Annotated in this window: 31 protein-coding genes and 1 pseudogene; 16 read left to right on the top strand and 16 right to left on the bottom strand. The window is 35.5% G+C overall.

The features are described 5' to 3' along the window. The first annotated feature begins 142 nt into the window (after positions 1-142). Positions 143-1,252 (top strand): alanine dehydrogenase, encoded by a 1,110-nt coding sequence (ald, locus tag ACFQ02_RS07390; protein ID WP_380821232.1) that lies wholly within the window; start codon positions 143-145, stop codon positions 1,250-1,252. A gap of 102 nt (positions 1,253-1,354) precedes the next feature. On the opposite strand, the pseudogene ACFQ02_RS07385 reads toward ald, so the two are convergent. The 6 genes and pseudogenes from ACFQ02_RS07385 to ACFQ02_RS07360 form a co-directional block, all read right to left on the bottom strand. Beyond that, positions 1,355-1,768: pseudogene (locus tag ACFQ02_RS07385) on the bottom strand (PACE efflux transporter); the annotation flags it as partial. A 102-nt stretch (positions 1,769-1,870) separates the two neighbouring features. Further along, positions 1,871-3,178: a sodium ion-translocating decarboxylase subunit beta gene (locus ACFQ02_RS07380; RefSeq protein WP_380821229.1), complete on the bottom strand. Its 1,308-nt coding sequence runs from the start codon at positions 3,176-3,178 to the stop codon at positions 1,871-1,873. Between the two features lie 10 nt (positions 3,179-3,188). Further along, entirely contained in the window at positions 3,189-4,349 is a 1,161-nt protein-coding gene (locus ACFQ02_RS07375; protein WP_380821226.1) for a biotin/lipoyl-containing protein, read from the bottom strand. Continuing rightward, positions 4,337-4,996, bottom strand: coding sequence for a hypothetical protein (locus ACFQ02_RS07370; RefSeq protein WP_380821223.1), 660 nt, complete (start codon positions 4,994-4,996; stop codon positions 4,337-4,339). Before ACFQ02_RS07370 ends, ACFQ02_RS07375 begins: the two co-directional genes overlap by 13 nt. A 15-nt stretch (positions 4,997-5,011) precedes the next feature. Then, a complete protein-coding gene (locus ACFQ02_RS07365; RefSeq protein WP_380821220.1) occupies positions 5,012-5,263 on the bottom strand; it encodes an oxaloacetate decarboxylase subunit gamma in 252 nt (83 codons plus the stop codon). Positions 5,264-5,399: 136 nt separating this feature from the next. Next, a complete protein-coding gene (locus ACFQ02_RS07360; protein WP_380821217.1) occupies positions 5,400-6,017 on the bottom strand; it encodes a MarC family protein in 618 nt (205 codons plus the stop codon). Between the two features lie 83 nt (positions 6,018-6,100). On the opposite strand from ACFQ02_RS07360, the gene ACFQ02_RS07355 reads away from it, so the two are divergent. Continuing rightward, complete coding sequence (locus ACFQ02_RS07355) at positions 6,101-8,023, top strand: ABC transporter ATP-binding protein (RefSeq protein WP_380821214.1); 1,923 nt, start codon at positions 6,101-6,103, stop codon at positions 8,021-8,023. A gap of 59 nt (positions 8,024-8,082) precedes the next feature. Here the strand turns inward: ACFQ02_RS07355 and dtd are convergent, their stop codons facing one another. The 9 genes from dtd to ACFQ02_RS07310 all read right to left on the bottom strand — a co-directional run bounded on the left by dtd (position 8,083) and on the right by ACFQ02_RS07310 (position 13,286). After that, a complete protein-coding gene (dtd, locus tag ACFQ02_RS07350; protein WP_380821211.1) occupies positions 8,083-8,517 on the bottom strand; it encodes a D-aminoacyl-tRNA deacylase in 435 nt (144 codons plus the stop codon). A gap of 105 nt (positions 8,518-8,622) precedes the next feature. Beyond that, positions 8,623-8,796 (bottom strand): zf-HC2 domain-containing protein, encoded by a 174-nt coding sequence (locus ACFQ02_RS07345; protein ID WP_380821208.1) that lies wholly within the window; start codon positions 8,794-8,796, stop codon positions 8,623-8,625. Further along, positions 8,783-9,376, bottom strand: coding sequence for a sigma-70 family RNA polymerase sigma factor (locus ACFQ02_RS07340; protein ID WP_380821205.1), 594 nt, complete (start codon positions 9,374-9,376; stop codon positions 8,783-8,785). The genes ACFQ02_RS07345 and ACFQ02_RS07340 overlap by 14 nt, the downstream gene beginning before the upstream one ends. Positions 9,377-9,385: 9 nt before the next feature. Beyond that, entirely contained in the window at positions 9,386-10,093 is a 708-nt protein-coding gene (locus ACFQ02_RS07335) for an HvfC family RiPP maturation protein (protein WP_380821202.1), read from the bottom strand. Beyond that, positions 10,086-11,012, bottom strand: a complete 927-nt coding sequence (locus tag ACFQ02_RS07330; RefSeq protein ID WP_380821199.1) for an HvfB family MNIO-type RiPP peptide maturase — start codon at positions 11,010-11,012, stop codon at positions 10,086-10,088. The genes ACFQ02_RS07335 and ACFQ02_RS07330 overlap by 8 nt, the downstream gene beginning before the upstream one ends. Before the next feature lie 83 nt (positions 11,013-11,095). Beyond that, complete coding sequence (locus ACFQ02_RS07325; RefSeq protein ID WP_380821196.1) at positions 11,096-11,344, bottom strand: HvfA family oxazolone/thioamide-modified RiPP metallophore; 249 nt, start codon at positions 11,342-11,344, stop codon at positions 11,096-11,098. Next, positions 11,341-11,835 carry an HvfX family Cu-binding RiPP maturation protein gene (locus ACFQ02_RS07320; RefSeq protein ID WP_380821193.1) on the bottom strand — a complete coding sequence of 165 codons (495 nt, stop codon included), beginning with the start codon at positions 11,833-11,835 and terminating at the stop codon, positions 11,341-11,343. The genes ACFQ02_RS07325 and ACFQ02_RS07320 overlap by 4 nt, the downstream gene beginning before the upstream one ends. 132 nt (positions 11,836-11,967) lie before the next feature. Beyond that, positions 11,968-12,816, bottom strand: a complete 849-nt coding sequence (locus ACFQ02_RS07315; RefSeq protein WP_380821191.1) for a virulence factor BrkB family protein — start codon at positions 12,814-12,816, stop codon at positions 11,968-11,970. Continuing rightward, complete coding sequence (locus tag ACFQ02_RS07310) at positions 12,792-13,286, bottom strand: YchJ family protein (protein WP_380821188.1); 495 nt, start codon at positions 13,284-13,286, stop codon at positions 12,792-12,794. The genes ACFQ02_RS07315 and ACFQ02_RS07310 overlap by 25 nt, the downstream gene beginning before the upstream one ends. A gap of 125 nt (positions 13,287-13,411) precedes the next feature. Here ACFQ02_RS07310 and ACFQ02_RS07305 point away from each other — a divergent pair, with 125 nt between their 5' ends. Beyond that, complete coding sequence (locus tag ACFQ02_RS07305) at positions 13,412-14,911, top strand: helicase HerA-like C-terminal domain-containing protein (protein WP_380821186.1); 1,500 nt, start codon at positions 13,412-13,414, stop codon at positions 14,909-14,911. A gap of 85 nt (positions 14,912-14,996) precedes the next feature. On the opposite strand, the gene ACFQ02_RS07300 is transcribed toward ACFQ02_RS07305, so the two are convergent. Beyond that, positions 14,997-15,653, bottom strand: coding sequence for a TfoX/Sxy family DNA transformation protein (locus ACFQ02_RS07300; protein WP_380821183.1), 657 nt, complete (start codon positions 15,651-15,653; stop codon positions 14,997-14,999). 558 nt (positions 15,654-16,211) lie between these two features. Here ACFQ02_RS07300 and rpsJ point away from each other — a divergent pair. From rpsJ to ACFQ02_RS07235, 13 genes are all read left to right on the top strand, one after another. Further along, the gene (gene rpsJ / locus ACFQ02_RS07295) at positions 16,212-16,523 is read left to right on the top strand and encodes a 30S ribosomal protein S10 (protein WP_001181005.1); all 312 of its coding nucleotides are present in this window, start codon (positions 16,212-16,214) and stop codon (positions 16,521-16,523) included. 16 nt (positions 16,524-16,539) lie between these two features. Beyond that, a complete protein-coding gene (gene rplC, locus ACFQ02_RS07290; RefSeq protein WP_380821180.1) occupies positions 16,540-17,169 on the top strand; it encodes a 50S ribosomal protein L3 in 630 nt (209 codons plus the stop codon). Positions 17,170-17,184: 15 nt separating this feature from the next. Continuing rightward, positions 17,185-17,787 carry a 50S ribosomal protein L4 gene (gene rplD / locus ACFQ02_RS07285; protein ID WP_380821177.1) on the top strand — a complete coding sequence of 201 codons (603 nt, stop codon included), beginning with the start codon at positions 17,185-17,187 and terminating at the stop codon, positions 17,785-17,787. After that, entirely contained in the window at positions 17,784-18,089 is a 306-nt protein-coding gene (rplW, locus tag ACFQ02_RS07280; RefSeq protein WP_380821174.1) for a 50S ribosomal protein L23, read from the top strand. The genes rplD and rplW overlap by 4 nt, the downstream gene beginning before the upstream one ends. A 20-nt stretch (positions 18,090-18,109) precedes the next feature. Continuing rightward, positions 18,110-18,931, top strand: a complete 822-nt coding sequence (rplB, locus tag ACFQ02_RS07275; RefSeq protein ID WP_380821172.1) for a 50S ribosomal protein L2 — start codon at positions 18,110-18,112, stop codon at positions 18,929-18,931. Between the two features lie 25 nt (positions 18,932-18,956). After that, positions 18,957-19,232 (top strand): 30S ribosomal protein S19, encoded by a 276-nt coding sequence (gene rpsS / locus ACFQ02_RS07270; RefSeq protein ID WP_005539416.1) that lies wholly within the window; start codon positions 18,957-18,959, stop codon positions 19,230-19,232. A 10-nt stretch (positions 19,233-19,242) separates the two neighbouring features. Next, positions 19,243-19,575: a 50S ribosomal protein L22 gene (rplV, locus tag ACFQ02_RS07265; protein ID WP_380821168.1), complete on the top strand. Its 333-nt coding sequence runs from the start codon at positions 19,243-19,245 to the stop codon at positions 19,573-19,575. A gap of 16 nt (positions 19,576-19,591) precedes the next feature. After that, positions 19,592-20,299 (top strand): 30S ribosomal protein S3, encoded by a 708-nt coding sequence (rpsC, locus tag ACFQ02_RS07260; RefSeq protein WP_380821165.1) that lies wholly within the window; start codon positions 19,592-19,594, stop codon positions 20,297-20,299. A gap of 13 nt (positions 20,300-20,312) precedes the next feature. Next, entirely contained in the window at positions 20,313-20,723 is a 411-nt protein-coding gene (gene rplP / locus ACFQ02_RS07255) for a 50S ribosomal protein L16 (RefSeq protein WP_380821163.1), read from the top strand. Further along, the gene (gene rpmC, locus ACFQ02_RS07250) at positions 20,723-20,914 is read left to right on the top strand and encodes a 50S ribosomal protein L29 (RefSeq protein WP_380821160.1); all 192 of its coding nucleotides are present in this window, start codon (positions 20,723-20,725) and stop codon (positions 20,912-20,914) included. Before rplP ends, rpmC begins: the two co-directional genes overlap by 1 nt. Continuing rightward, positions 20,914-21,171, top strand: a complete 258-nt coding sequence (gene rpsQ, locus ACFQ02_RS07245) for a 30S ribosomal protein S17 (protein ID WP_380821158.1) — start codon at positions 20,914-20,916, stop codon at positions 21,169-21,171. Before rpmC ends, rpsQ begins: the two co-directional genes overlap by 1 nt. 192 nt (positions 21,172-21,363) lie before the next feature. Next, positions 21,364-21,567 carry a hypothetical protein gene (locus ACFQ02_RS07240; protein ID WP_380821157.1) on the top strand — a complete coding sequence of 68 codons (204 nt, stop codon included), beginning with the start codon at positions 21,364-21,366 and terminating at the stop codon, positions 21,565-21,567. Positions 21,568-21,614: 47 nt separating this feature from the next. Further along, positions 21,615-22,736, top strand: coding sequence for a hypothetical protein (locus ACFQ02_RS07235; protein WP_380821154.1), 1,122 nt, complete (start codon positions 21,615-21,617; stop codon positions 22,734-22,736). Positions 22,737-22,738: the final 2 nt, after the last annotated feature.

The following is a 22,738-nucleotide window of genomic DNA, read 5'->3' as shown; positions in this document are numbered from 1 at the left end:
ATATTTAATCAAATCTGTGACGAAGTTCACAGACAAAAGAGGTTAAAAAGTTGCATAATTATCAAACATATATACAACGTTAATATTGATTAAAGTTGTTATCCTCTCGTTTATCTTATCTTGCATCAATAGGAGAATTTATATGATTATTGGTTGTCCGAAAGAAATAAAAATTCAAGAATTCCGTGTTGGATTAACTCCAGCAAATGTTAAAAGTTATGTTGCTGCTGGACACAAAGTCTATATAGAAAAAGACGCAGGAGCAGCCATCGGTTTTACTGATCAAATGTATCAACAAGCGGGTGCAGTTATTACTGATAAAGCTGAATTATTCACTAAAAGTGAAATGATTATTAAAGTGAAAGAACCAATCGCTTGTGAGTATGATTATTTTCGTGAGGGACAAATTTTATATACATATCTCCATTTAGCTGCGGACAAAGAATTAACAGACATGCTACTTGCTAAAAAAATTCAAGCTATTGCTTATGAAACGATCAAAACATCATTGGGATTACCTTGTTTAACGCCAATGAGCCAAATTGCAGGACGTTTGGCAACGCTTGAAGCTGCTAAATTTATTCAAAAAAAATATGGCGGTTCAGGTATTTTGTTGAGTGGTACAGCAGGTACACCTAAAGCAAAAGTTGTCGTGCTTGGTGGGGGAGTTGTTGGATTAAATGCAGCACAAATTGCAGTTGGAATTGGTGCTGATGTTACAGTTTTAGATATTAATGCATCGCGATTAAGCTATCTTGACCAAATTTTTGGTATGAAGGTTACAACGTTAGTCGCTTCAAGGGGAAATATTGAAAAATGTCTCAAAGAAGCTGATGTAGTAATTGGTGCAGTACTGGTTCCTGGTGCAAAAACACCGCATTTAGTTAATAAATCTGATCTTAACTTAATGAAGAAAGGGACAATTTTAGTGGATGTATCAATTGATCAGGGGGGGGGGGTTGAAAGTTCACATCCAACAACTCATGATGACCCTGTTTATTTGATTGATGGTATTGTTCATTATTGTGTCGCCAATATGCCAGGTAGTGTTGCACATACGGCTACTTTGGGGTTAACGGATTCAACGTTAGAATTTGGGCTAAAAATTGCTAACATGGGAGTTAAATCAGCTTGTTTAAGTGATCCTGCTATTTTAGAAGGTTTAAATACTTATAATGGAAAATGTACGTTTAAAGGTGTTTCAGAAGCTTTTGACTATCCTTACACAGAAGCTAGAGTAGCTTTAGGCTAATAATTTAGAAAAACAAAAAGCGATTTATTGTCGCTTTTTGTTTTTACTTGATAGCGTTATATTTTTCCGTTCTAAAGTGCGGTGCGTTTTAGCAGATATTTCTGATTTTTTATTTATTATTAAAGCTCGAAGATGATCATAGGCCCAATTAAAAATAAAAGTGTATGACATAATAATTAGTGTTAATCCAATATCCGTAATAAAAGCAGTTATAAGCTCCATATTAAGAATATAAGCAATGAGTGGCAACGTAAAAATTAATAGTCCACTTTCAAATGAAACAGTATGTAATATTCTAATTAAAATTGTCCTTTGCTCTCTTGGTTCTGTAAAAAAGTAATCAAACCCAATATTAAAAATAAAGTTCCATAACATGGCGATAACAGATATTAAAATGACAGCAATAGAGACTGAACCTGTTTGGTTTTGTATAAAAACAGATAAAGCGAAAATAGATAAAATAATAACGCTAACTTCAAACAAAATAGCATGAAAAACGCGTTCTAAGTACGACATGATAGTTATATTTTCCGTGCTAAGTGCGGTGAGTTTTAAAAAATTTTGTTGCTAAAATAAAAGGCGGAAAAACCGCCTTGTTGATCAATTAATAAGCTTGGATTATAACATGGCAGAAATGTATTTCAACATTACCCCCGCAGCTATAGCAGATCCTATTACTCCAGCAACATTTGGACCCATTGCATACATTAACAGGAAATTTTGGTGATCGGCTTCTAAACCAACTTTATTTGCTACTCGAGCAGCCATCGGCACAGCAGAAACACCCGCAGCACCAATAAGAGGATTTATTTTATTTTTACTAAATTTATTCATTAATTTAGCCATAATCACCCCACTAGCTGTACCAATTCCAAAAGCGATAATACCTAATGCTAAAATTCCTATTGTTTGCGGTTGTAGGAATTTATCTGCCACTAATTTTGCACCGACTGATAATCCGAGAAAAATAGTTACGATGTTAATTAAAGCATTTTGAGCTGTATCATTTAATCTTTCAACTACGCCACTCACTCTCATTAAGTTACCAAAACAGAACATGCCTAATAAAGGGGCTGCATCTGGTAGTAATAATGCAACTAAAACCAATAGTACGATAGGAAATAGAATTTTCTCTCTCTGACTGACGGTGCGTAATTGAGTCATTCTGATTTTACGCTCTTTGTCTGTTGTTAAAGCTTTCATGATGGGCGGCTGAATCAACGGTACAAGAGCCATGTAAGAATAGGCCGCTACAGCTATTGCACCAAGTAATTCAGGAGCCAATTTACCTGCTAAATAAATCGCTGTTGGACCATCTGCCCCACCAATAATACCTATTGCTGCAGCTTGTGGTAGTGTAAAATTAATAATACCTAGCCAATTTAAACCTAATGCACCTAATACAGTAGCAAAAATGCCGAACTGTGCCGCAGCACCTAATAGTAGTGTACGTGGATTAGCGAGCAATGGTCCGAAATCAGTCATAGCACCTACTCCCATAAAAATAATTAAAGGAGCGACACCATAACCAATAGCTATTTTATAAAACAATGCTAATACACCTGCGCTGTATCCCATATCCCCAGCTATTGCTTCGAGTTCATTGACTACTGACGGTAATGCACTACTAAGTGCGGTCTTTATTGCAACAGGATCAGCAACAGTGTTTAATTTTTTTGCAATTACTAAAAGCTGTTGCATATTTCCATGATGAAGTAAATTATCTAATGCTGTCATTGCTAAGCCAGCTTCAGGAATATTAGATAGTAATCCTCCAAAACCAATTGGTAATAGCAAGAGCGGTTCAAATTTACGAGCAATAGCAAGCCATAGCAATAAGCAACTGATTACTATCATCACTGCTTGTCCCAAACTTAAGTGCATTATGCCCATACCATTAATTAAGGCTAAAATACTTTCTCCCATATTTACCACCTTATGCAATGGTCATTAGTGAATCGCCTACACTAACAGCATCGCCTGCTTTTACTTTAATACCTTGCACTGTTCCCGCACAAGCTGCTCGAATTTCAGTTTCCATTTTCATAGCTTCTAAAATTAATAGCACGTCTCCTTCTGCGACAGTTTGCCCTTCTGTTGCAACTACTTTCCAAATATTACCTGCCATTGGTGCATTCACAGATGTACCACTTGCTGTAGCAGGTGATTTGTTTTCTGGAGAAATTACGGGTGATTGTGCAGCTGGAGTAACTACGCTGATGTTATCAATGCTTCCCCCCTCACTCACTTTTACAACAAAAGCTTTACCTTCTAATTCAACAGTATAAACTGAAGATTTGTTGTCTTTTGGTGGACAAGGTGAAGCAGGTTTTTCTGTGGTTTTTTCAATGCTTGGTTTCGCTTCAAATGCAGCAGGATTGTGGCGATTTTCTAAGAACTTTAATCCCACTTGTGGGAACAACGCTACTATCAGCACATCATCAATTTCATTTTCTGATAAAGAGATACCTTTATCTTTAGCAAGTTGTTTTACTTCTGCAGTAAGCTTATCCATTTCTGGTGCAAGATGATCTGCTGGACGATCAGTAATTGGTTGTTTACCATTTAGTACTTTTTCTTGTAGTTCAAGATTTACTGGTGCTGGTGTTCGCCCATATTCTCCTTTTAAAATACCTGCTGTTTCTTTGGCAATAGTTTTATAACGTTCTCCCATCAAAACGTTGATTACTGCTTGTGTACCAACAATTTGCGATGTCGGAGTAACTAATGGAATATAGCCCAAATCTTTTCTAACTTTTGGAATTTCTTGTAGCACTAAATCCAACTTATCGGCTGCATTTTGTTGTTTTAATTGACCCTCTAAGTTAGTAAGCATTCCACCTGGCACTTGAGCAACTAAAATTCGACTATCTACTCCTTTTAATAGCCCTTCAAATTTATGGTATTTTTTCCGCACTTCACGAAAATAAGCTGCTATTTTTTCTAATTGAGGAATGTTAAGTCCCGTATCATATTGGGTATCCTGTAATGTAGCAACCATAGCTTCAGTCGCAGGATGACCATAAGTACCACTCATAGATGAAATTGCAGTATCAATACAATCAGCACCAGCTTCTACAGCTTTCAATAATGCCATTTCAGCCATACCTGTAGTAGCATGGCAGTGTAAATGTAAACGTACTTCATAGCGTTTTTTATTTCACTCACTAATTTATAAGCTTCAACAGGGGTTAGAATTCCCGACATGTCTTTGATAACTAGAGAGTCTATTCCAATCTCTAGCAATTGTTCTGTTGTGTCTAACCAAGTTTCTAATGTGTGTACTGGGCTAGTTGTGTAACTTAATGTTCCTTGAGCATGTCCACCACATTTTTTCACTGCTTTTAATGCTTGTTGCATATTACGTGGATCGTTCATAGCATCAAAAACACGGAATACTGACATACCATTTTCCACTGCTCTTTCAACAAAACGATCTATTACATCATCAGCATAATGACGATAACCTAATAAATTTTGACCACGTAATAACATTTGTAGTGGCGTTTTTGGCATAGCTTTTTTTAATTCACGTAAACGTACCCAAGGATCTTCTCCTAAAAAACGAATACAAGCATCAAAAGTTGCTCCCCCCCAAGCTTCTAAAGACCAGTATCCTACAGAATCTAGCTCCGCTGCAATTGGCAACATATCTTCAAGACGTAAGCGAGTAGCAAATAACGATTGATGAGCATCACGTAATACAACATCAGTAACATCAATTTTTCTATTTTGTGTATTCATTTTATCAACTCCAAATTATTTAAGACCTTTACAACGACGATGGTGAGCTATTGCCACGGCTATCACTGCTCGTAATTGAGCATCGTTAGTTTGTGAATGGATTGTTGGTGAATCCGCTGTAATTGTTACAGGTTCAGGGAAGAATTTATTAATGATTTTTGACATTAAGCCAACGGCAATAATTAAAATCCAAAGAAAAAGCATGACGAATCCCATGCCTGCAATCATTAGATTAATACCTTCTTGCATAAGCTGTGCATTAGTCATTGTTATACCTCAGCATAAAAAACAACCTTGCTATGATAACCTTTTTTACAAAAAATTTTTTTGAAGTGGATCACATAATTGAAAAAGATTAAAGCAGAATGCCGTAAAATTAAACTTTATCCTATAGATGTCCTAATTAGCCTATTTGTGTAAAAAAATCTCGAATTCCAACTAACATATTATTGATAGCCACAGCGGCAAGAATAAGTCCCATAACTCTACTGATAACAGCAGCTCCAGTATTACCTATAATTCGCTGTATTCTATTAGCCGCTAGAAAAAGCAAATAAGTAATAAGTAATACAGTCAACATTATTAAAGTAGTCATTGCTTGATCAAATAAATTAAAACGATGGTTATCCGTTAGTAATACAATTGCCATCATAGCTCCTGGTGAAGCAATTGAGGGAACAGCTAAAGGATAAACTGCTAGTTCACTCAAGCTAGCAGACATTTTAATTTCTTGTTCTGGTTTCCCTTCACCGAAAATCATTGTTAATGCAAAAAGCAGCAACACCAAACCTCCTGCAATTTGAAATGCAGTGAGTGGAATTTGCATAGCTTCTAATAAAATTTGTCCGAATATTAAGAAAAATAATAAAATACCAGTTGAAATTAAAATTGCTTTAAGAGCTATTTTTTGACGATCTTCTACTGATAAACCAACCGTTTTAGTTAAGTAAACAGGTAGTGAACCGATAGGATCAATTACAGCCCATAACACAACAAATTGAACAATAAGGGAATCAAACATTGGCAACTCCGAGAAAAAAGTGGAAAATAGTCAAAAATAAGTGGAACACTGATTAATATCTTATAACAAAATAGCTAAAAATAATGATTTTTTTTACTAATCTGACCTTAAAACAAGGTCAAACTTTATTATTAAAAAATGCTACTGCAACTATTAATCCAAAACAAAAAGTAGGATTAGTGGGGAAAAATGGTTGTGGAAAATCATCATTGCTTAGTTTGTTAAAAAAACAAATAGTAGCAGAAAGTGGAGACATCAAATATCCTATTAATTGGGCTTTGTCTTGGGTAAATCAAGAAACTCCATCTCTACAAACAACAGCTTTGGATTATGTTATTGAAGGGGATCGTGAATATTGTCGCTTACAATTAGAACTAAAAAATGCAAATGAACGTAATAATGGTGAAGATATTGCTCGCATTCATGCAAAACTTGATTTAATTGATGCCTGGACAATTCAAGCTAGAGCGGCGACTCTTTTACATGGTTTAGGGTTTTCACAGCAACAATTGCAACTTCCTGTTAAATCTTTTTCGGGTGGTTGGCGTATGCGACTAAATTTGGCTCAAGCTCTACTTTGTCCATCTGATTTATTGCTATTAGACGAACCAACTAACCATTTAGATCTTGATGCTGTAATTTGGTTAGAACGCTGGTTAATGCAATATCAAGGAACACTAATCTTAATTTCTCACGATAGGGATTTTCTTGATCCTATAGTAAATAAAATATTGCATATTGAGAACCAACAGCTTAATGAATATACGGGAGATTATTCTTCTTTTGAAATCCAAAGAGCAGAAAAATTAGCACAACAGACCGCACTTTATCGTCAGCAACAACAAAAAGTAGCTCATCTACAAAAATATATAGATCGCTTTAAAGCAAAGGCAACGAAAGCGAAACAAGCTCAAAGTAGGATTAAAGCTTTAGAGCGAATGGAGCTAATAGCTCCTGCTTACGTAGATAATCCGTTCACATTTAAATTTCGCGATCCTATTTCGCTACCAAATCCGTTAATGTCGATTGATAAAGCAGTGGCTGGATATAAAAACATAGAAAGTGCGGTAGAAATTTTAAATGCAATTAAGCTGAATCTAGTGCCAGGATCAAGAATAGGTTTATTAGGCAGAAATGGTGCTGGAAAATCTACTTTAATTAAATTATTAGCAGGAGAATTAAGCCCAATTTCAGGTTCAGTAGAAGTTGCAAAAGGAGTTAAAATTGGCTATTTTGCTCAACATCAACTAGATATTTTGCGATGTGATGAAACTGCATTATGGCATTTACAAAAAATTGCTCCTCAACAAACAGAACAACAACTACGCGATTACTTAGGTAGTTTTGCTTTTCACGGTGATAAAGTTAACCAATTAGTTAAATTTTTTTCGGGTGGAGAAAAAGCCCGCTTAGTTTTATCATTAATTGTATGGCAACGTCCAAATTTATTGCTTTTAGACGAGCCAACAAATCATTTAGACCTAGATATGCGGCAAGCACTAACAGAGGCTTTAGTTGATTATCAAGGATCGCTTGTTGTTGTTTCTCATGATCGATATTTATTGCGTAGTACAGTAGAACAGTTTTATTTAGTTCATAATCGGAAAGTTGAAGAATTTAAAGGCGATTTATTGGATTACCAAAAGTGGCTAGCAGAAATTGATAAGTTAGAAAAAATAGAAAAATCAGAAAGTGCGGTCATAAATCCTAAAGAAAATTCGACTCAAAGCAACCGCAAAGAACAAAAACGTCGTGAAGCTGAACTTAGGCAAAAATCGGCACCTATTCGTAAAAAAATTGTGGAGTGTGAGCAGAAAATAACTGAATATAATGAAAAACTAGAGCAGATTACATTGCAATTATCTGATGCTAGTATTTACTTACTAGAAAATAAGCAAAAACTAACTAAAATTTTATTTGATCAAAACCAATATAAAAAACAGCTAGAACAAATTGAAGTTGAATGGTTTGAGCAACAAGAGTTATTAGAAGAAATGTTAGATTAATTTTTTTGATCTTCTAGATAAAAATCGATTATGTACTGTTTATTTTGTAAAGGGGTAAATTATGCAGTTAGCCAAAAAGTAACGGGTCCATCGTTAATTAAGCTCACTTTCATATCAGCTCCAAATACGCCTGTAGAAGCTGGTACTTTTTCACCACATTTTTGAATAAAATAGTGATATAAATTTTCAGCCAACAAAGGGGAAGCTCCGTCAGAAAAGCTTGGACGCAATCCTTTTTGTGTATTTGCAGCTAAAGTAAACTGAGATACAACTAGCACTTCACCATTAATTTGTTGCACATTTAAATTCATTTTTCCTTGGTCATCAGCAAAAACACGGTAATTAAGCACTTTTTGCACTAAACGTTCAGCCTTTTCTTGAGAGTCTTCTTTTTCTACTCCTAGTAAAACTAAAAGTCCCTGTTTGATTTGTCCGACTATTTTATTCTCTACTTCAACGCTAGCTTCAGTAACTCTTTGAATTAATGCGATCATTTAGTCTTTCCAATATTATTTAAGTTTAATAAAGTTTATAGTAACTAGTTGAATTATGACGATTTCTATAAGTTCATTCAAGGAAAATTTTTGGTATTCAGCCTTTTACTTCTCGCTAAATTTTTTCATGAGTGCGGTGAGTTTTTGATTATTTTTATCAAAAGCACGACAGCGACTACATATAGCCAGATGCATTTTTACTTGTATTAATTGACTAAAAGGCAGTGATTGTTCTTGTTGTTGAGAAACTAGACGAGTAATGCGATTACATTTTAACATTGTTTTCTCCAAACCATTTTTGTGAAAGGCAAACTTGTAACTGTAGTCTGGCTCGATAAAGTTGAGTGTGTAGGTTAGCAGTAGATATATGGCACTCTTGGCAAATTTCTTCAGTCTGCATTTCTAGTAGAGATCGCATCATGAAGACTTGGGCTTGTTTTGATGGTAAATGATTTAAACAAAGCTCAAATACCTGCCAAAATTGATCTGAATAAACTGCACTATCTGTGTGTTGCCAATGCTTTGAAAGGTAAAGAGTTTGATCCCATTCACCGTCACTTTTAAACAATTTATCACTCAAATCTCGATCATCATCATTTAATTCAGAGAAATGCAGTTCTTTTTGTTTTTTTCGTATGAAATCCAAAATTTTATTCTTTAAAATTGCAAAAATCCATGTTTTTAGTGCTGCTTCACCTTTAAATTGTTCTGCATATTTATAAGCATTTAAAAAGGCTTCTTGTACCATATCTTCAGCTAGGTCATAATTTTTAAGTTGTAATTGTGCAAATTTCAGCATGTGTAATCGAATTTCTTCCAGCTGTGATGATGATATTTGCCATAAAGAAACAGAGTTCATATTGCTCACTCATTTAAAAGGATAAATAACGTCTTGTTCAATCCAAGTTTGCCAGCGTTGTTGTAAAACTTGTAATAATTTAAGTGAATTATAACCAATTTCATTTAATTTTGTTGCTATAGAATTAAAAGAAAGTGGGTTGTCACTCAATAAATTAAATAATAAAAAATCTAATTCATCAACACGTTGATATATCACATCAAAATTACTGTTACGCCATATGATCACATAAACTGGCATTTTTTCTAGTACATTAAAATGACTACTAATAAAATTAACGCTGTATTGCCGTAGCTGTGTAGCACTAGATAATTGCATGATTACGTTGTTATCCCACTCAAATTCCTGTGGTACATCTGCTATAGCAACTTCAGCTAGTAGTTGAGCTTGTTCAAAATCCATTAGTTCTAAGATAGTTGCTGAAACAGCACTTTTTTTTCTGCAAAATTGTAAAAACTGCTCAGCAATATCTTGAAAATAAGGGGAATTAGATTTTCCCTCACAAACAAACCGCTCTTTTAGATGCAACCAATCCGATGGTGATATGTGTTTTTGTGTTTCTACATAACAGCGATCAATAAAGCTAAAAGTATTATTGCGTACCAAGCGTGCATAAATATTGATCCGATGTCGGTCAGTATTTTCTCCTAAAAAACTAGCGTTTTGTTGACGAACTGCTTGTGCAAGTGCAATTTGTGAATCTGCAAGGTTAAGCACATTTCACCTCCATTTTTGCATATTTTTGTTGTAAAGCCGCAATGTGTTCTACTTCTTTGAGTAAATCAGCGAAAGGAGGGAAATTAAAATCACGCTCTAATAAAGTGGGTGGAATATGGGGTAAATGAAGATAAGTATATTCAAGTAAATCCCAAACAGTTTTTTGTACTGTCTCTCCATGAGTATCAATTAATAAGCTAGGCAGATGTCGATATTGCCCTTTAATTAAATTAAAAGAATCAGTTGTTGGTGAGCAAATTTCACGAGCTGCATTATGTTCTGCATCATGTCCTGCAATATGAATATAATTGACTCTTTTTTTATCTACACAATCAATGAATACAAAAGGATCGAGCAAGCCATGATTTACTGCATTAACATAAATATTATTCACATCAAGATGAATACCGCAATCTGCTTCTTGTGCAATAGCATTTAAAAACTCTACTTCATTCATTGTCGCAAGGGGCGAATGCCAATAATATGATGTGTTTTCAAGAGAAATCTGGATCTCTAAAAAATCTTGTACTTGTTTAATGCGGTTTGCAACATGTTTTACAGCCTCTTCTGTGAATGGCATTGGTAATAAGTCGTACAAATGTCCATCACTTTCACAGTAACTTAAGTGATCAGAAAAAAAATGACAATTGTATTGTTTCATCATTTTTTTTATATTTTTTAATAGCTCAAAGTCTAGAGGAGATTGTCCACCTAGTGAAAGTGATAATCCATGAATCGCAAGCGGAATTTTCTCTACAACGCGTTCAAAATAATAGCGAGCCTGACCTCCCATTTTAATCCAATTTTCAGGGGAAACCTCCATAAAATTAACAAGGTTATTATCTTCTAAATTTAAGAAACCATCTGCTAAATCACGTCGATAACCTAAGCCTGATCCTGTAATAATTGATGCCTTCATTGTTTATATATTCCTATGCAATAAGTGATATGGAAAATACCCTCTTAAAAATTAAGAGGGATTAATTTCATCTAATTAAAAAATTAGTGATTAGCACCGCACTTACCTTCGCCACATTTACCTTCAGCAGCTTTAGTTTGTACAGGCATTGCACTACCGCATTTACCCTCACCACATTTACCTTCAGTTGTTTTGGATGCTTTCACACATTTACCATCTTTCATTTCCATGCACTGTTGGGTTTTGCTATTAGTCATCATTGTTTCAGCTTGTGCCATAGTTGCCACGGTTAAAGCTCCAGCAAGAGCAATTAATAAATTTGATTTTTTCATTTAGTTCTCCAAAAATTAAAGTTAATAAATTTCAAGCAATATTTGCTTGAATGAGTTTTCTGTAATAGAAAATCAACAGAAATTGAACCAGCGCCTTGTGATAATAGTGGTAATAGCATCACTAAATAGATTAACGCCATTTTATAGCCGTTGTTGCAAACGTTATAGCCAGATCCCGCATGAACGCTATACCATGCAACGACAGTTACAATTATTAAAGTAAAACTGCTTAAACGGGTGAATAATCCGAGCAGTAATAAAATAGGACATAATAATTCCGCACTCATTGCCAATAACCAATTTATGTCAGCAGGCAATAAATTAAATGGAAAAGGAAAAATTGCTTGAATATCAGAAAACCAATTTTCTCCTTGAAACTTACTTAGCCCTGATTCAAAAAACTCATAGGCTAAAAATAAACGTAAAATAAGAAAGCTTACGCCTTGAGTGGCAATTTGCTTTGCATTAGGTTGGAATGAATAGTTTGACATTCAATACTCCGTCAATTCTTGAAATAACTGTTAGACGGAGCAGGTGAAAAATTCTGACAAAAAATTTTAAAAATAAATATCAATTGATTATGTTTTAATCAATTTGGTTGATTTAAATTTAAAATCAATGTGTTATTCCAAAATATCTTGATTAACATTATGCAATGGATAGATCTCATCAAGAGTAGCAGAAATTTGGGCACCAATTAAAACTACGGTCCAGCTAAGATAAATCCATAACAGCATTATTGGCAATGTAGCCATTGCCCCGTATATTAATTGATAAGAGGGAAAGTGAGTAATATACCAAGTAAAAGCTTGCTTACCCAAAGTAAAAAAGATTGCAGCAACTAATGCCCCTACCATAGAGTGTTTTATGCTCACTTTTTTAGTTGGAACAATTGTGTAAATTAGAGTAAAAATAAACCAAGTTAAAATAAATGGAACGATACTTAATATTTGAATTCCAAAGATACCTATTTCATTGCCTAAAACTTGATCTGCTTTAGTTGCTACGTAAGAACTGATGCCTATACTAAGAGCTACAATTAAAGGACCTAAAGTTAAAATAAGCCAATACACAGCAAAAGAGAACATAAGCGGTCGATGTTCTCCACCGCGTAGGATAGAATTTAAAGTGCGGTCAATAGAATTGATTAGCATTAATGCTACAGCAATTAAACTGACAGTTCCCACCGCACTCATCTGTTTAGAATTAGCAACAAATTGGTCAAGGTATTCTCCTACTACATCACCTGTAGCTGGTGCGAAATTAGCAAAAATAAAATGTTTTATCTCATCAGTCACTTCGTTAAAGACGGGGAAAGCAGAAAAAATTGAAAACATGACCATAATTAGTGGTACGAGAGCGAGCATTGTACTATAAGTCAAATATCCAGCAGCCTGAGTTAGTTTGTTTTGTCGAACACGTTGATTTAATACATTAAAAAATATTTTTATATTTCCGCATAAAACGTGCATAACATTTCTCCACAACAATGTTTAAATTTTTTCCCTGAACCACAGATACAAGGTTGTTTCATTGCTGGCAGTGAAACACTAGGATCGGCAAAAAACCATTGTCCTTTAATTTTCACAAATAGGGATTTTTCGTGATGAACTTGTTCTTTTTCATTGGCAATAAAAAAAGCTTGAAATTCGACCGCACTATGAATTTTGTCTAATAACATTGTGTTACATATTTTCAACTTTATCCATTGAGTATTTGTTGCCCAAGCTAGTAGAGCATGTTGGTCTAATAAATGTTGTTGACTTGGCACGGTCGTTTTTACGATGTAATCGATCAAGTGTAGTGAAAATGCCGCATAACGAGATCGCATTAACATTTCTGCTGTTTCAGCAATTTTCTGACTAGAATGCAATAAATGGCAGCATTCATCGTAATGTTTACCCGACTGACAAGGGCAAAAGGAAGTCGTTTTTGCGTTCATTTTTAACGTCATTAGCTATGTAGTTTAATTTATGCTTAGCGTATCACAAATTCTCTATAATTTTGACCGTACTATTTTTTTTCCTTATTATAGAACAAATTAGCAAGATACAAAAAGGAGAAATTATGCAATATTTATTAGCACAAACAGAACAGGGTCGAGCTTTGGGTATTAGTGCAAATATGGCAAATCGTCACGGTTTAATTGCTGGTGCGACAGGAACAGGTAAGACAGTTACACTAAGAAAAATTGCTGAAAGTTTTAGTGATAGTGGGGTCCCAGTTTTTTTAGTTGATGTAAAAGGAGACCTGTCAGGTTTAGTTCAAGCAGGAAAATTACAAGGAAAAATTGCAGAACGTATAGAGCAGTTCAATTTAGGAGGAGAGAATTATTTAAGTGGGTATCCTGTATCTTTTTGGGATGTTTTTGGCGAATCAGGAATTCCGTTGAGGACTACTATTTCTGAAATGGGGCCTTTGCTCCTTTCTCGTTTATTAAATTTGAACGCAACTCAAGAAGGATTGCTTAATTTAGTTTTTCGACTAGCTGATGATAAAGGGTTATTGCTAATTGATCTTAAAGATTTGCGAGCAATGCTCAAACACATTGCAGAAAACGCTAAAAGTTATCAACTTGAATACGGAAATGTATCTGCCGCTAGTGTTGGTGCGATTCAACGTGCTTTACTGGTATTAGAGAATGAGGGGGCAGGAAATCTATTTGGTGAGCCAGCACTCAATCTTGATGATTGGTTGCAAACCCGTAATGGAAAAGGCGTTATTAATATCCTTAATTCAGATAAATTGATCAATTCTCCTCGAATGTACAGTGCATTTTTATTATGGTTAATGTCGGAATTATTTGATCAACTTCCAGAAGTTGGTGATCCTGATAAGCCAAAGTTCGTGATGTTCTTTGATGAAGCTCACTTGTTATTTGATGATGCTCCTGCCGCGTTAATTGATAAAATAGAGCAAGTTGTAAGGTTAATCAGATCTAAAGGAGTGGGTATTTATTTTGTTACACAAACCCCACTTGACTTGCCAGATAGTATACTTGGGCAACTTGGTAATCGAGTGCAACATGCATTACGTGCATTTACTCCACGTGATCAAAAGGCAGTAAAATCTGCAGCAGAAACTTTTCGCTCAAATCCTAGTATTGACGTAGCTGAAAGTATTTCTATTCTTGGAGTCGGTCAAGCTTTAGTATCATTTTTAGATGATAAAGGAATGCCAACGCCAGTAGAGATTGCTTATATTTATCCGCCTAAGAGCCAACTCTCACCAATTACAGCTGAGCAACGTTGGAATTGGGTAAAAGATGATGAACTCTATCAATTTTACAAAAATTATGTTGACAATATTTCCGCTTTTGAAGTGTTGCAACAAAAAGCAGACCTTGATGCAGTAACAAAAAAACAAGCTGAGCAAGTTCATCAACAAGAAGAGCATGGGATTATGGCTAGTTTAAATCGTATGATTTTTGGGACAAAGAAAAAAGGTGAGCAGTTGACAGTAACTGAGCAATTAGTCAGTGGCGTGAGTAAATCTATAGGACGTAATATTCGTAACCAAATTACTAAGCAAATTATGCGTGGAATTTTAGGTACTCTGAAAAAATAACTTATTATAGTAAAAGTGCGGTTTAAAAATATAAAATTTTTTATTTTAAACCGCACTTTGAAATAAATATGAGTAGTAGATGACATTAATTGATAAAATCAATGCTATTAACAACAGGTCTTAGTCCAGCATCTCGTAATGTCCTATTTAACGTTTCGATAGCTTCTTTGCATTCCTCTTTTGATAATAAAATAGTATTTTTATTCAAAAGTGCAGCAGTTAAATTAAAGAAAAAAGTAATATTTACAGAGATGCCCAATTTTTTTAGCCTTACGTAACAATTAGCAGCACCAACAGCTTTTAATCCCATTACAGTTCTAATATTTATTTTAGCAAGTAATCTTTCGTGCTTGATTGTTAGATTGGGTAATTCCTTAATACGAGATTTTTTTGCCAAAGCATTAGCCAATTTTTGTGATTTAATTTGTTGAATAGAAAGAATAAGCACAGCTTTATATCGCTCTTTATCTTGTAGAATAGAAGCAGGTAAACGGTAATAATTACTGATATTGAGTTTAGAACTCATTGCTATATCTGAATAAGATACTGCTCCTTGCTCCTCTAAGCTTTTTGCAAAATCTTGTTCTGCCCTCAAGTAAAAACGATTGTTTTGGTATAAACCAAACATATCACCACCGTAAAATATACCGTAGCCAGTAAACAAACCTTTAGCTGTCACCTCTCCGATCAATTCACTAAGAATTTTTCTAATTTCTAGTGTATTTTTTTCCGTTTTACTCATCGTTACCTCCATTTATTTAACTATTTTCGGTTTAAAATAATTTAAAAAAATCAATATACTAGAATAAGCTGGTTCTTGATTTACATTTCTATAATGTTCTTTATGAAAAAAATTTCCAGTATAATAATTGATATTTGCGATATAGATCGAGAAAATAAAATTTTTTTCTATAAAAATAGATGATTTTTTATTGTGATAGATTAAAAACTGATCAATATTGCTTTGGGTTTTCGTTTTTGCCAGATATTAAAGCTTTAACTGAGAGTGAATTTTAAATTCGGTTTTATTGAAGTAAAAAATATCACAATGTATATTTAATACAAAAAATAAACAAAATAGCTTGCAATGTGCATGTATTTTGCGTATAATCCGCCCCACTCGGTATTAGAGTCCTTTAATGTAATCATTTATTAAAGAGAGTATTGTGTTAAACAATACATAAAATGCTTCCGATTTGGAGGCTACAAACAGGTTACTGCACTCCATTCTTGTTTCAGTTTTAGAAGAAATGGCGGTGTCAGTTTTATTATTAGCTAAATTTATTGGAGCTCTGGTCTAATGCAGAACCAAAGAATCCGTATCCGCTTAAAAGCATTTGATCATCGTTTAATTGATCAATCTACAGCGGAGATCGTAGAAACAGCTAAACGTACTGGTGCGCAAGTTCGTGGACCGATTCCTTTGCCAACTCGCAAAGAACGTTTTACCGTGTTGATTTCTCCACACGTAAATAAAGATGCACGTGATCAATACGAAATTCGTACACACAAGCGTTTAGTGGATATCGTAGAGCCAACAGAAAAAACTGTTGATGCATTAATGCGTTTAGATTTGGCTGCCGGCGTTGACGTGCAGATCAGCCTAGGTTAATTAAGAGGTTATTACAATGATTGGTTTAATCGGTCGTAAAGTTGGTATGACCCGTATCTTCACAGAAGACGGTGTTTCAGTGCCAGTTACCGTTATCGAAATCGAAGCCAACCGTGTGACTCAAGTTAAAACTCTTGAAAACGATGGCTATACTGCAATTCAAGTTACCACAGGTTCTAAAAAAGCAAGTCGTGTAACTAAGCCTGAAGCAGGTCATTTCGTGAAAGCAGGTGTTGAAGCTGGTCGCGGTTTATGGGAATTTCGTACTACTGAAGGTGAAGAATTCACTCTAGGTCAAGAAATTAACGTTGACATCTTTGCAGATGTTAAAAAAGTAGATGTTACTGGTACATCAAAAGGTAAAGGGTTCCAAGGTGGTGTTAAGCGTTGGAATTTCCGTACTCAAGATGCTACTCATGGTAACTCTTTATCACACCGTGTTCTCGGTTCTATTGGTCAAAACCAAACTCCGGGTCGTGTGTTTAAAGGTAAAAAAATGGCTGGACATTTAGGTGCTGAACGTGTGACTGTTCAATCACTTGAAGTTGTCCGTGTAGATGCTGAGCGTAAATTATTGTTAGTTAAAGGTTCTGTACCTGGAGCGACTAACAGTGATGTTATCGTTAAACCAGCAGTTAAAGCATAAGTCTAGGAGATAGAGATGGAATTACAAGTTGTTGGTGCAAATGCACTCGCTGTTTCTGAAACTACCTTCGGACGTGAGTTTAATGAAGCATTGATCCACCAAGTAGTTGTTGCTTATGCAGCAGGTGCTCGTCAAGGTTCACGTGCACAAAAAACTCGTGCAGAAGTGTCTGGTTCAGGTAAAAAACCTTGGCGTCAAAAAGGTACAGGTCGTGCACGTTCTGGTGATGTGAAATCGCCAATTTGGCGTTCTGGTGGTGTAACTTTTGCAGCGAAACCACAAAATCACAGCCAAAAAGTGAATAAAAAAATGTACCGTGGTGCAATCAAAAGCATTCTTTCTGAACTTGTTCGTCAAGAACGTTTAGTTATTGTTGAAAAATTTGAAATTGAAGCACCTAAAACTAAAATTTTAGTTCAAAAATTAAAAGATATGGCGTTATCTGACGCACTTATCATTACTGCAAATCTTGATGAAAATCTATTTTTAGCAGCTCGTAATCTTTATAAAGTTGATGTTCGTGATGTTCAGGGTATTGATCCTGTAAGTCTTATTGCTTTTGATAAAGTGGTTATGACTGTTGATGCAGTAAAACAAGTTGAGGAGATGTTAGCATGATTCAACAAGAACGTTTGTTTAAAGTGTTAAAGGCACCTCATGTATCTGAAAAAGCGACAAATAATGCAGAAAAATCAAATACTATTGTTTTCAAAGTAGCAGTAGACGCAAATAAAGTAGAAATTGCAAACGCAGTTGAACAATTGTTTGAAGTAAAGGTTGATTCTGTTCGCACTGTTTTAGTTAAAGGTAAAACTAAACGTCGTGGTGCTAAATTAGGTCGCCGTAGTGACTGGAAAAAAGCTTATGTTACTCTTCAAGATGGTCAAACACTTGACTTCATTGAAGGTGCGGCAGAGTAATTACGGAGGAATAATATATTATGGCTATCGTTAAATGTAAGCCGACCTCCGCTGGTCGTCGACACGTTGTTAAAATCGTAAACCCTGAGTTGTATAAAGGGAAACCTTATGCTCCATTGTTAGATACTAAATCTAAAACTGGTGGACGTAACAATTTAGGAAGAATCACAACCCGTCATATCGGTGGTGGTCACAAACAACATTACCGTTTAATTGATTTCAAACGTAACAAATTAGATATCCCAGCGGTTGTTGAGCGTCTTGAATATGATCCAAACCGTTCTGCGAACATTGCTTTAGTGCTTTATAAAGACGGTGAACGTCGCTATATCTTAGCACCTAAAGGTTTAAGTGCAGGGGATCAGATCCAAGCTGGTATAAATGCACCGATCAAAGTGGGAAATGCTTTACCGATGCGTAATATTCCAGTTGGTTCAACAGTGCATAACGTTGAATTGAAACCAGGTAAAGGTGGTCAATTAGCACGTTCCGCTGGTTCGTATGTACAAATTATCGCACGCGAAGGTAATTATGTGACTTTACGTCTTCGCTCTGGTGAAATGCGTAAAGTGTTAGCAGAATGTTCAGCTACTATTGGTGAAGTTGGTAACTCAGAGCATATGCTTCGCGTACTTGGTAAAGCAGGTGCTAGTCGTTGGAGAGGTATTCGCCCAACTGTTCGTGGTACTGCAATGAACCCAGTTGACCATCCACATGGTGGTGGTGAAGGTCGTAACTTTGGTAAGCATCCAGTTACTCCTTGGGGCGTTCAAACCAAAGGTAAGAAAACTCGTCACAACAAGCGTACTGATAAATTTATCGTACGTCGTCGTGGCAAATAATTTAATTAATTAAAGAGGATAAGCCATGCCACGTTCTCTCAAGAAGGGTCCTTTCCTTGACCTACACTTGTTGAAGAAGGTAGAGAAGGCGGTGGAAAGCGGGGATAAAAAACCAATTAAAACTTGGTCCCGTCGTTCAATGATCATTCCTTCAATGATCGGATTGACCATCGCAGTCCATAATGGTCGTCAGCACGTTCCAGTTTATGTTTCTGATGAAATGATCGGACATAAATTAGGTGAATTTGCACCGACTCGTACTTACCGCGGTCATGCTGCGGATAAGAAAGCTAAGAAGTAAGAGGTAAAAGATGGAAACTATTGCTAAACATCGTTACGCTCGCACTTCAGCACAAAAAGCTCGATTAGTTGCGGATTTGATCCGTGGTAAAAAAGTAGCTCAAGCATTAGAAATTTTAACTTATACTAACAAAAAAGCTGCGGCGTTAGTGAAGAAAGTGCTTGAATCTGCAATTGCTAATGCAGAGCATAATGATGGTGCAGATATCGATGATCTCAAAGTTGCTAAGATTTTCGTTGATGAAGGTCCTAGTATGAAACGTGTTATGCCGCGTGCTAAAGGCAGTGCGGATCGTATTTTAAAACGTACAAGCCACATTACTGTGGTTGTGTCAGATCGTTAATCGTAGAGGAATAACAATGGGTCAAAAAGTACATCCACATGGTATTCGCCTAGGTATTGTTAAGCCTTGGAGCTCTACTTGGTTTGCGAATACACAAGACTTCGCTTCTAATCTAGAAGGCGATTTTAACGTACGTAAATTCTTGAATAAGGAATTAGCGAATGCTTCAGTTTCACGCATTACTATTGAGCGTCCAGCAAAAAGTATTCGTGTTACTATTCACACAGCTCGTCCTGGTATCGTAATCGGTAAAAAAGGTGAAGATGTTGAAAAGTTACGTAACGCTGTTGCGAAAATTACAGGTGTTCCAGCACAAATCAATATTGCTGAAGTTAAAAAACCTGAATTAGATGCAAAATTAGTTGCAGACAGTATCGCGTCACAACTTGAGCGTCGTGTAATGTTCCGCCGTGCTATGAAAAGAGCGGTACAAAATGCGATGAAATCAGGTGCTAAAGGCATCAAAGTTGAGGTAAGCGGTCGTCTTGGTGGTGCGGAGATTGCACGTTCCGAATGGTATCGTGAAGGTCGTGTTCCACTACATACATTACGTGCAGACATCGATTATAACACTGCAGAAGCTCACACTACTTACGGCGTTATTGGCGTAAAAGTATGGATCTTCAAAGGTGAAATTCTTGGTGGAATGGCTGCAATTACACAAAAAACTGAACAGCAACCTGCCCAGCCTAAAAAAGCACCACGTGGCAAAGGTCGTAAGTAAGGAGAACTGTTAAATGTTGCAACCAAAACGTACAAAATTCCGCAAAGTCCACAAAGGTCGTAACCGTGGTATTGCTGGAGGTACAGAAGTTAGTTTCGGTACCTTTGGTTTGAAAGCTATCGGTCGTGGGCGTTTAACTGCTCGTCAAATCGAAGCCGCTCGTCGTGCGATGACTCGTGCAGTGAAACGTCAAGGTAAAATTTGGATTCGTGTGTTTCCAGATAAACCGATTACTGAAAAACCATTAGAAGTCCGTATGGGTAAAGGTAAAGGTAACGTTGAGTACTGGGTAGCTTTAATCCAACCGGGTAAAGTACTTTATGAAATGGACGGTGTGTCTGAAGAAATTGCAAGAAACGCTTTTGCATTAGCAGCAGCGAAATTACCAATTAAAACAACGTTCGTAACTAAGACGGTGATGTAATGAAAGCTCAAGAACTACGTACAAAAACTGTTGAGGAGCTAAATGCTGAGTTGCTTAACCTTGCTGGTGAACAATTCAAGTTATCCATGCAAGTAGCCGCAGGTCAACTTCAACAAACCCATCAGTTGAAACAAGTGCGTCGCAATATTGCACGAGTAAAAACTGTATTAACTGAAAAGGCTGGTGAGTAATGACTGATAAAATTCGTAGCGTGCAAGGTAAAGTTGTTAGCGACAAAATGGAAAAATCATTTGTAGTTGCTATTGAACGCAAAGTTAAACATCCACTTTATGGTAAGTTTATCCGTCGTACAACTAAATTACATGTACATGATGAAAACAATGAAGCAAAACTTGGTGATGTTGTAGAGGTGCGTGAATGTCGCCCTATTTCTAAAACCAAATCTTGGACTTTAGTTCGTGTAGTTGAAAAAGCAGTTAATGCTTGATTTCTACATTAAATAATTAAAAGCCTCTAATACTTTGGGGCTTTTTTATTTTTAAAAGTGCGGTCAAAAAATTTTAATTTTTGACCGCACTTTTTTTTAAAAAAGAGTTAATTTCAAAAGGAGTATACTCCTTTTACTTGTTATTGACATAACAAGTAAAACACCATGCTGATAATAAATAAGGAGATAATTATGCCTGAGATAACTTTGTCTCGTAATTGGGTTTGTGATGGTAATATTTTAAAACCGAAAATAGGGGCTAATTCATCAAATACTTGGGAAAAAGTAGCTGATAAGATTAAGCCTAAGTTTGGTGCAACATCTCGGAATACTTATGATACAAATGGTTATTCTATTCTTGTAGTATGGGGTCAATTAGTTTTAAATTTGTGGTAATCGAATTGAGCATAGCTTTGCCTATGCTCATTATTAGGGTGTAAAAAATGAATAAATCAGATAAATCAAATAAATGGATTTATGGGATTATGGTTTTTACTATCGTTTTTCTCGTAATTTCTATATTCTTTCGATTGCTTGATATAGGTGAGCTTCCTTCTCAAATCAGTGGTACGTTATTTGAAGTAGTAGTGACAGCAATCATTACTGTGTTATTGTTAAATGGTCAGTCTGCTTCTGAAGAAAATCGAGATAAGAATTTGTTGGTATTTGAAAAAAAGCAAGAGGTCTACCATAACTTTCTAGAAAATTTTAAGAAAATTGTGATGGATAGTGAAATTACTATTGCAACCCAAAAAGAGAATCAGCAAGAAACAATTGATGAACTCAAGGATTTGCTTTTTCAGTTAGGTTATGTACAGTTGCATACTTCAGAAGAAAATACACAAGCAATTTTTAAGAAGGTCACCGAAATTATTCAAGTGCTAAATGAATATGAAACTGAAGGTATTCATAAGCAAAGAGAGTTGCCTCATTTTTATTCTCAGCTTTCCTCTCATTTATTTGAAATTGTTGCGATTTTGAAAGCAGACTTATATGGCAAGTCTGCAAGTGCTATTGAATCGAAAACAGTGAAAGCGTTGTTAGAAAGCTGTGATTTATTTATAGATGAACAAGAGCTTGATAGGTATGAAGTTCAGAATTATTTTTGGGATGAACTGCAAAATCAGTTATTGAAATTAGGTTATCAGTTTGATAAAAAAGATTTTTCTTCAGATGTGACCTTATACTATGCGAGATCGAAAAATCGTCACCGTTATTATCGATTGGAATTCCCCATTTTTACTTTAAAAAATGGATATACTGTTAAGTTTGCTGTGGAGTTAGAAAACGAGTTTTATTATGGACTTATTCGTCAATATGAAAATGAAGAGAATCAAAATGTTCAAAGTTGTGTTGATGAAATCGTAGGATTTTCTACTTCACCTTGGTGGTTTGGTTGGCGGAAACCAGATCGTAATCAGCTTGATTTTTGGAAGCTGGATTCGCCTGCTTTTTTATACTTACAAAATCCACGTAAATGTGAACGTTTAATGTGCCAAATTGCTGAAGAAATGGATATTTACATCAAAAAATTCAAAGAATTAGCAATGGAACGAGAACTGTAAAA

Origin of the sequence: Seminibacterium arietis, from assembly GCF_042675725.1 — a bacterium.
Taxonomy (GTDB): domain Bacteria; phylum Pseudomonadota; class Gammaproteobacteria; order Enterobacterales; family Pasteurellaceae; genus Seminibacterium; species Seminibacterium arietis.
Note: the sequence above shows the minus strand (reverse complement) of the source record. Positions and strands in the feature narration are given on the sequence as shown.

Coding starts and splice junctions, on each gene's coding strand:
- ACFQ02_RS07360 (WP_380821217.1), bottom strand. CDS start 6,017: ATGTTTGATTCCCTTATTGTTCAATTTGTTGTGTTATGGGCTGTAATT.
- ACFQ02_RS07340 (WP_380821205.1), bottom strand. CDS start 9,376: ATGAACTCTGTTTCTTTATGGCAAATATCATCATCACAGCTGGAAGAA.
- ACFQ02_RS07355 (WP_380821214.1), top strand. CDS start 6,101: ATGATTTTTTTTACTAATCTGACCTTAAAACAAGGTCAAACTTTATTA.
- rpsJ (WP_001181005.1), top strand. CDS start 16,212: ATGCAGAACCAAAGAATCCGTATCCGCTTAAAAGCATTTGATCATCGT.
- rpsS (WP_005539416.1), top strand. CDS start 18,957: ATGCCACGTTCTCTCAAGAAGGGTCCTTTCCTTGACCTACACTTGTTG.
- rplB (WP_380821172.1), top strand. CDS start 18,110: ATGGCTATCGTTAAATGTAAGCCGACCTCCGCTGGTCGTCGACACGTT.
- ACFQ02_RS07320 (WP_380821193.1), bottom strand. CDS start 11,835: ATGTCAAACTATTCATTCCAACCTAATGCAAAGCAAATTGCCACTCAA.
- rpsQ (WP_380821158.1), top strand. CDS start 20,914: ATGACTGATAAAATTCGTAGCGTGCAAGGTAAAGTTGTTAGCGACAAA.
- dtd (WP_380821211.1), bottom strand. CDS start 8,517: ATGATCGCATTAATTCAAAGAGTTACTGAAGCTAGCGTTGAAGTAGAG.
- ACFQ02_RS07375 (WP_380821226.1), bottom strand. CDS start 4,349: ATGGCATTATTGAAAGCTGTAGAAGCTGGTGCTGATTGTATTGATACT.
- rpsC (WP_380821165.1), top strand. CDS start 19,592: ATGGGTCAAAAAGTACATCCACATGGTATTCGCCTAGGTATTGTTAAG.
- rplP (WP_380821163.1), top strand. CDS start 20,313: ATGTTGCAACCAAAACGTACAAAATTCCGCAAAGTCCACAAAGGTCGT.
- ACFQ02_RS07305 (WP_380821186.1), top strand. CDS start 13,412: ATGCAATATTTATTAGCACAAACAGAACAGGGTCGAGCTTTGGGTATT.
- ACFQ02_RS07325 (WP_380821196.1), bottom strand. CDS start 11,344: ATGAAAAAATCAAATTTATTAATTGCTCTTGCTGGAGCTTTAACCGTG.
- ACFQ02_RS07240 (WP_380821157.1), top strand. CDS start 21,364: ATGCCTGAGATAACTTTGTCTCGTAATTGGGTTTGTGATGGTAATATT.
- rplV (WP_380821168.1), top strand. CDS start 19,243: ATGGAAACTATTGCTAAACATCGTTACGCTCGCACTTCAGCACAAAAA.
- ACFQ02_RS07370 (WP_380821223.1), bottom strand. CDS start 4,996: ATGAATACACAAAATAGAAAAATTGATGTTACTGATGTTGTATTACGT.
- ACFQ02_RS07315 (WP_380821191.1), bottom strand. CDS start 12,816: ATGCACGTTTTATGCGGAAATATAAAAATATTTTTTAATGTATTAAAT.
- ald (WP_380821232.1), top strand. CDS start 143: ATGATTATTGGTTGTCCGAAAGAAATAAAAATTCAAGAATTCCGTGTT.
- ACFQ02_RS07310 (WP_380821188.1), bottom strand. CDS start 13,286: ATGAACGCAAAAACGACTTCCTTTTGCCCTTGTCAGTCGGGTAAACAT.
- ACFQ02_RS07345 (WP_380821208.1), bottom strand. CDS start 8,796: ATGTTAAAATGTAATCGCATTACTCGTCTAGTTTCTCAACAACAAGAA.
- ACFQ02_RS07380 (WP_380821229.1), bottom strand. CDS start 3,178: ATGGGAGAAAGTATTTTAGCCTTAATTAATGGTATGGGCATAATGCAC.
- rplC (WP_380821180.1), top strand. CDS start 16,540: ATGATTGGTTTAATCGGTCGTAAAGTTGGTATGACCCGTATCTTCACA.
- ACFQ02_RS07235 (WP_380821154.1), top strand. CDS start 21,615: ATGAATAAATCAGATAAATCAAATAAATGGATTTATGGGATTATGGTT.
- rplW (WP_380821174.1), top strand. CDS start 17,784: ATGATTCAACAAGAACGTTTGTTTAAAGTGTTAAAGGCACCTCATGTA.
- ACFQ02_RS07365 (WP_380821220.1), bottom strand. CDS start 5,263: ATGACTAATGCACAGCTTATGCAAGAAGGTATTAATCTAATGATTGCA.
- rplD (WP_380821177.1), top strand. CDS start 17,185: ATGGAATTACAAGTTGTTGGTGCAAATGCACTCGCTGTTTCTGAAACT.
- rpmC (WP_380821160.1), top strand. CDS start 20,723: ATGAAAGCTCAAGAACTACGTACAAAAACTGTTGAGGAGCTAAATGCT.
- ACFQ02_RS07300 (WP_380821183.1), bottom strand. CDS start 15,653: ATGAGTAAAACGGAAAAAAATACACTAGAAATTAGAAAAATTCTTAGT.
- ACFQ02_RS07330 (WP_380821199.1), bottom strand. CDS start 11,012: ATGAAGGCATCAATTATTACAGGATCAGGCTTAGGTTATCGACGTGAT.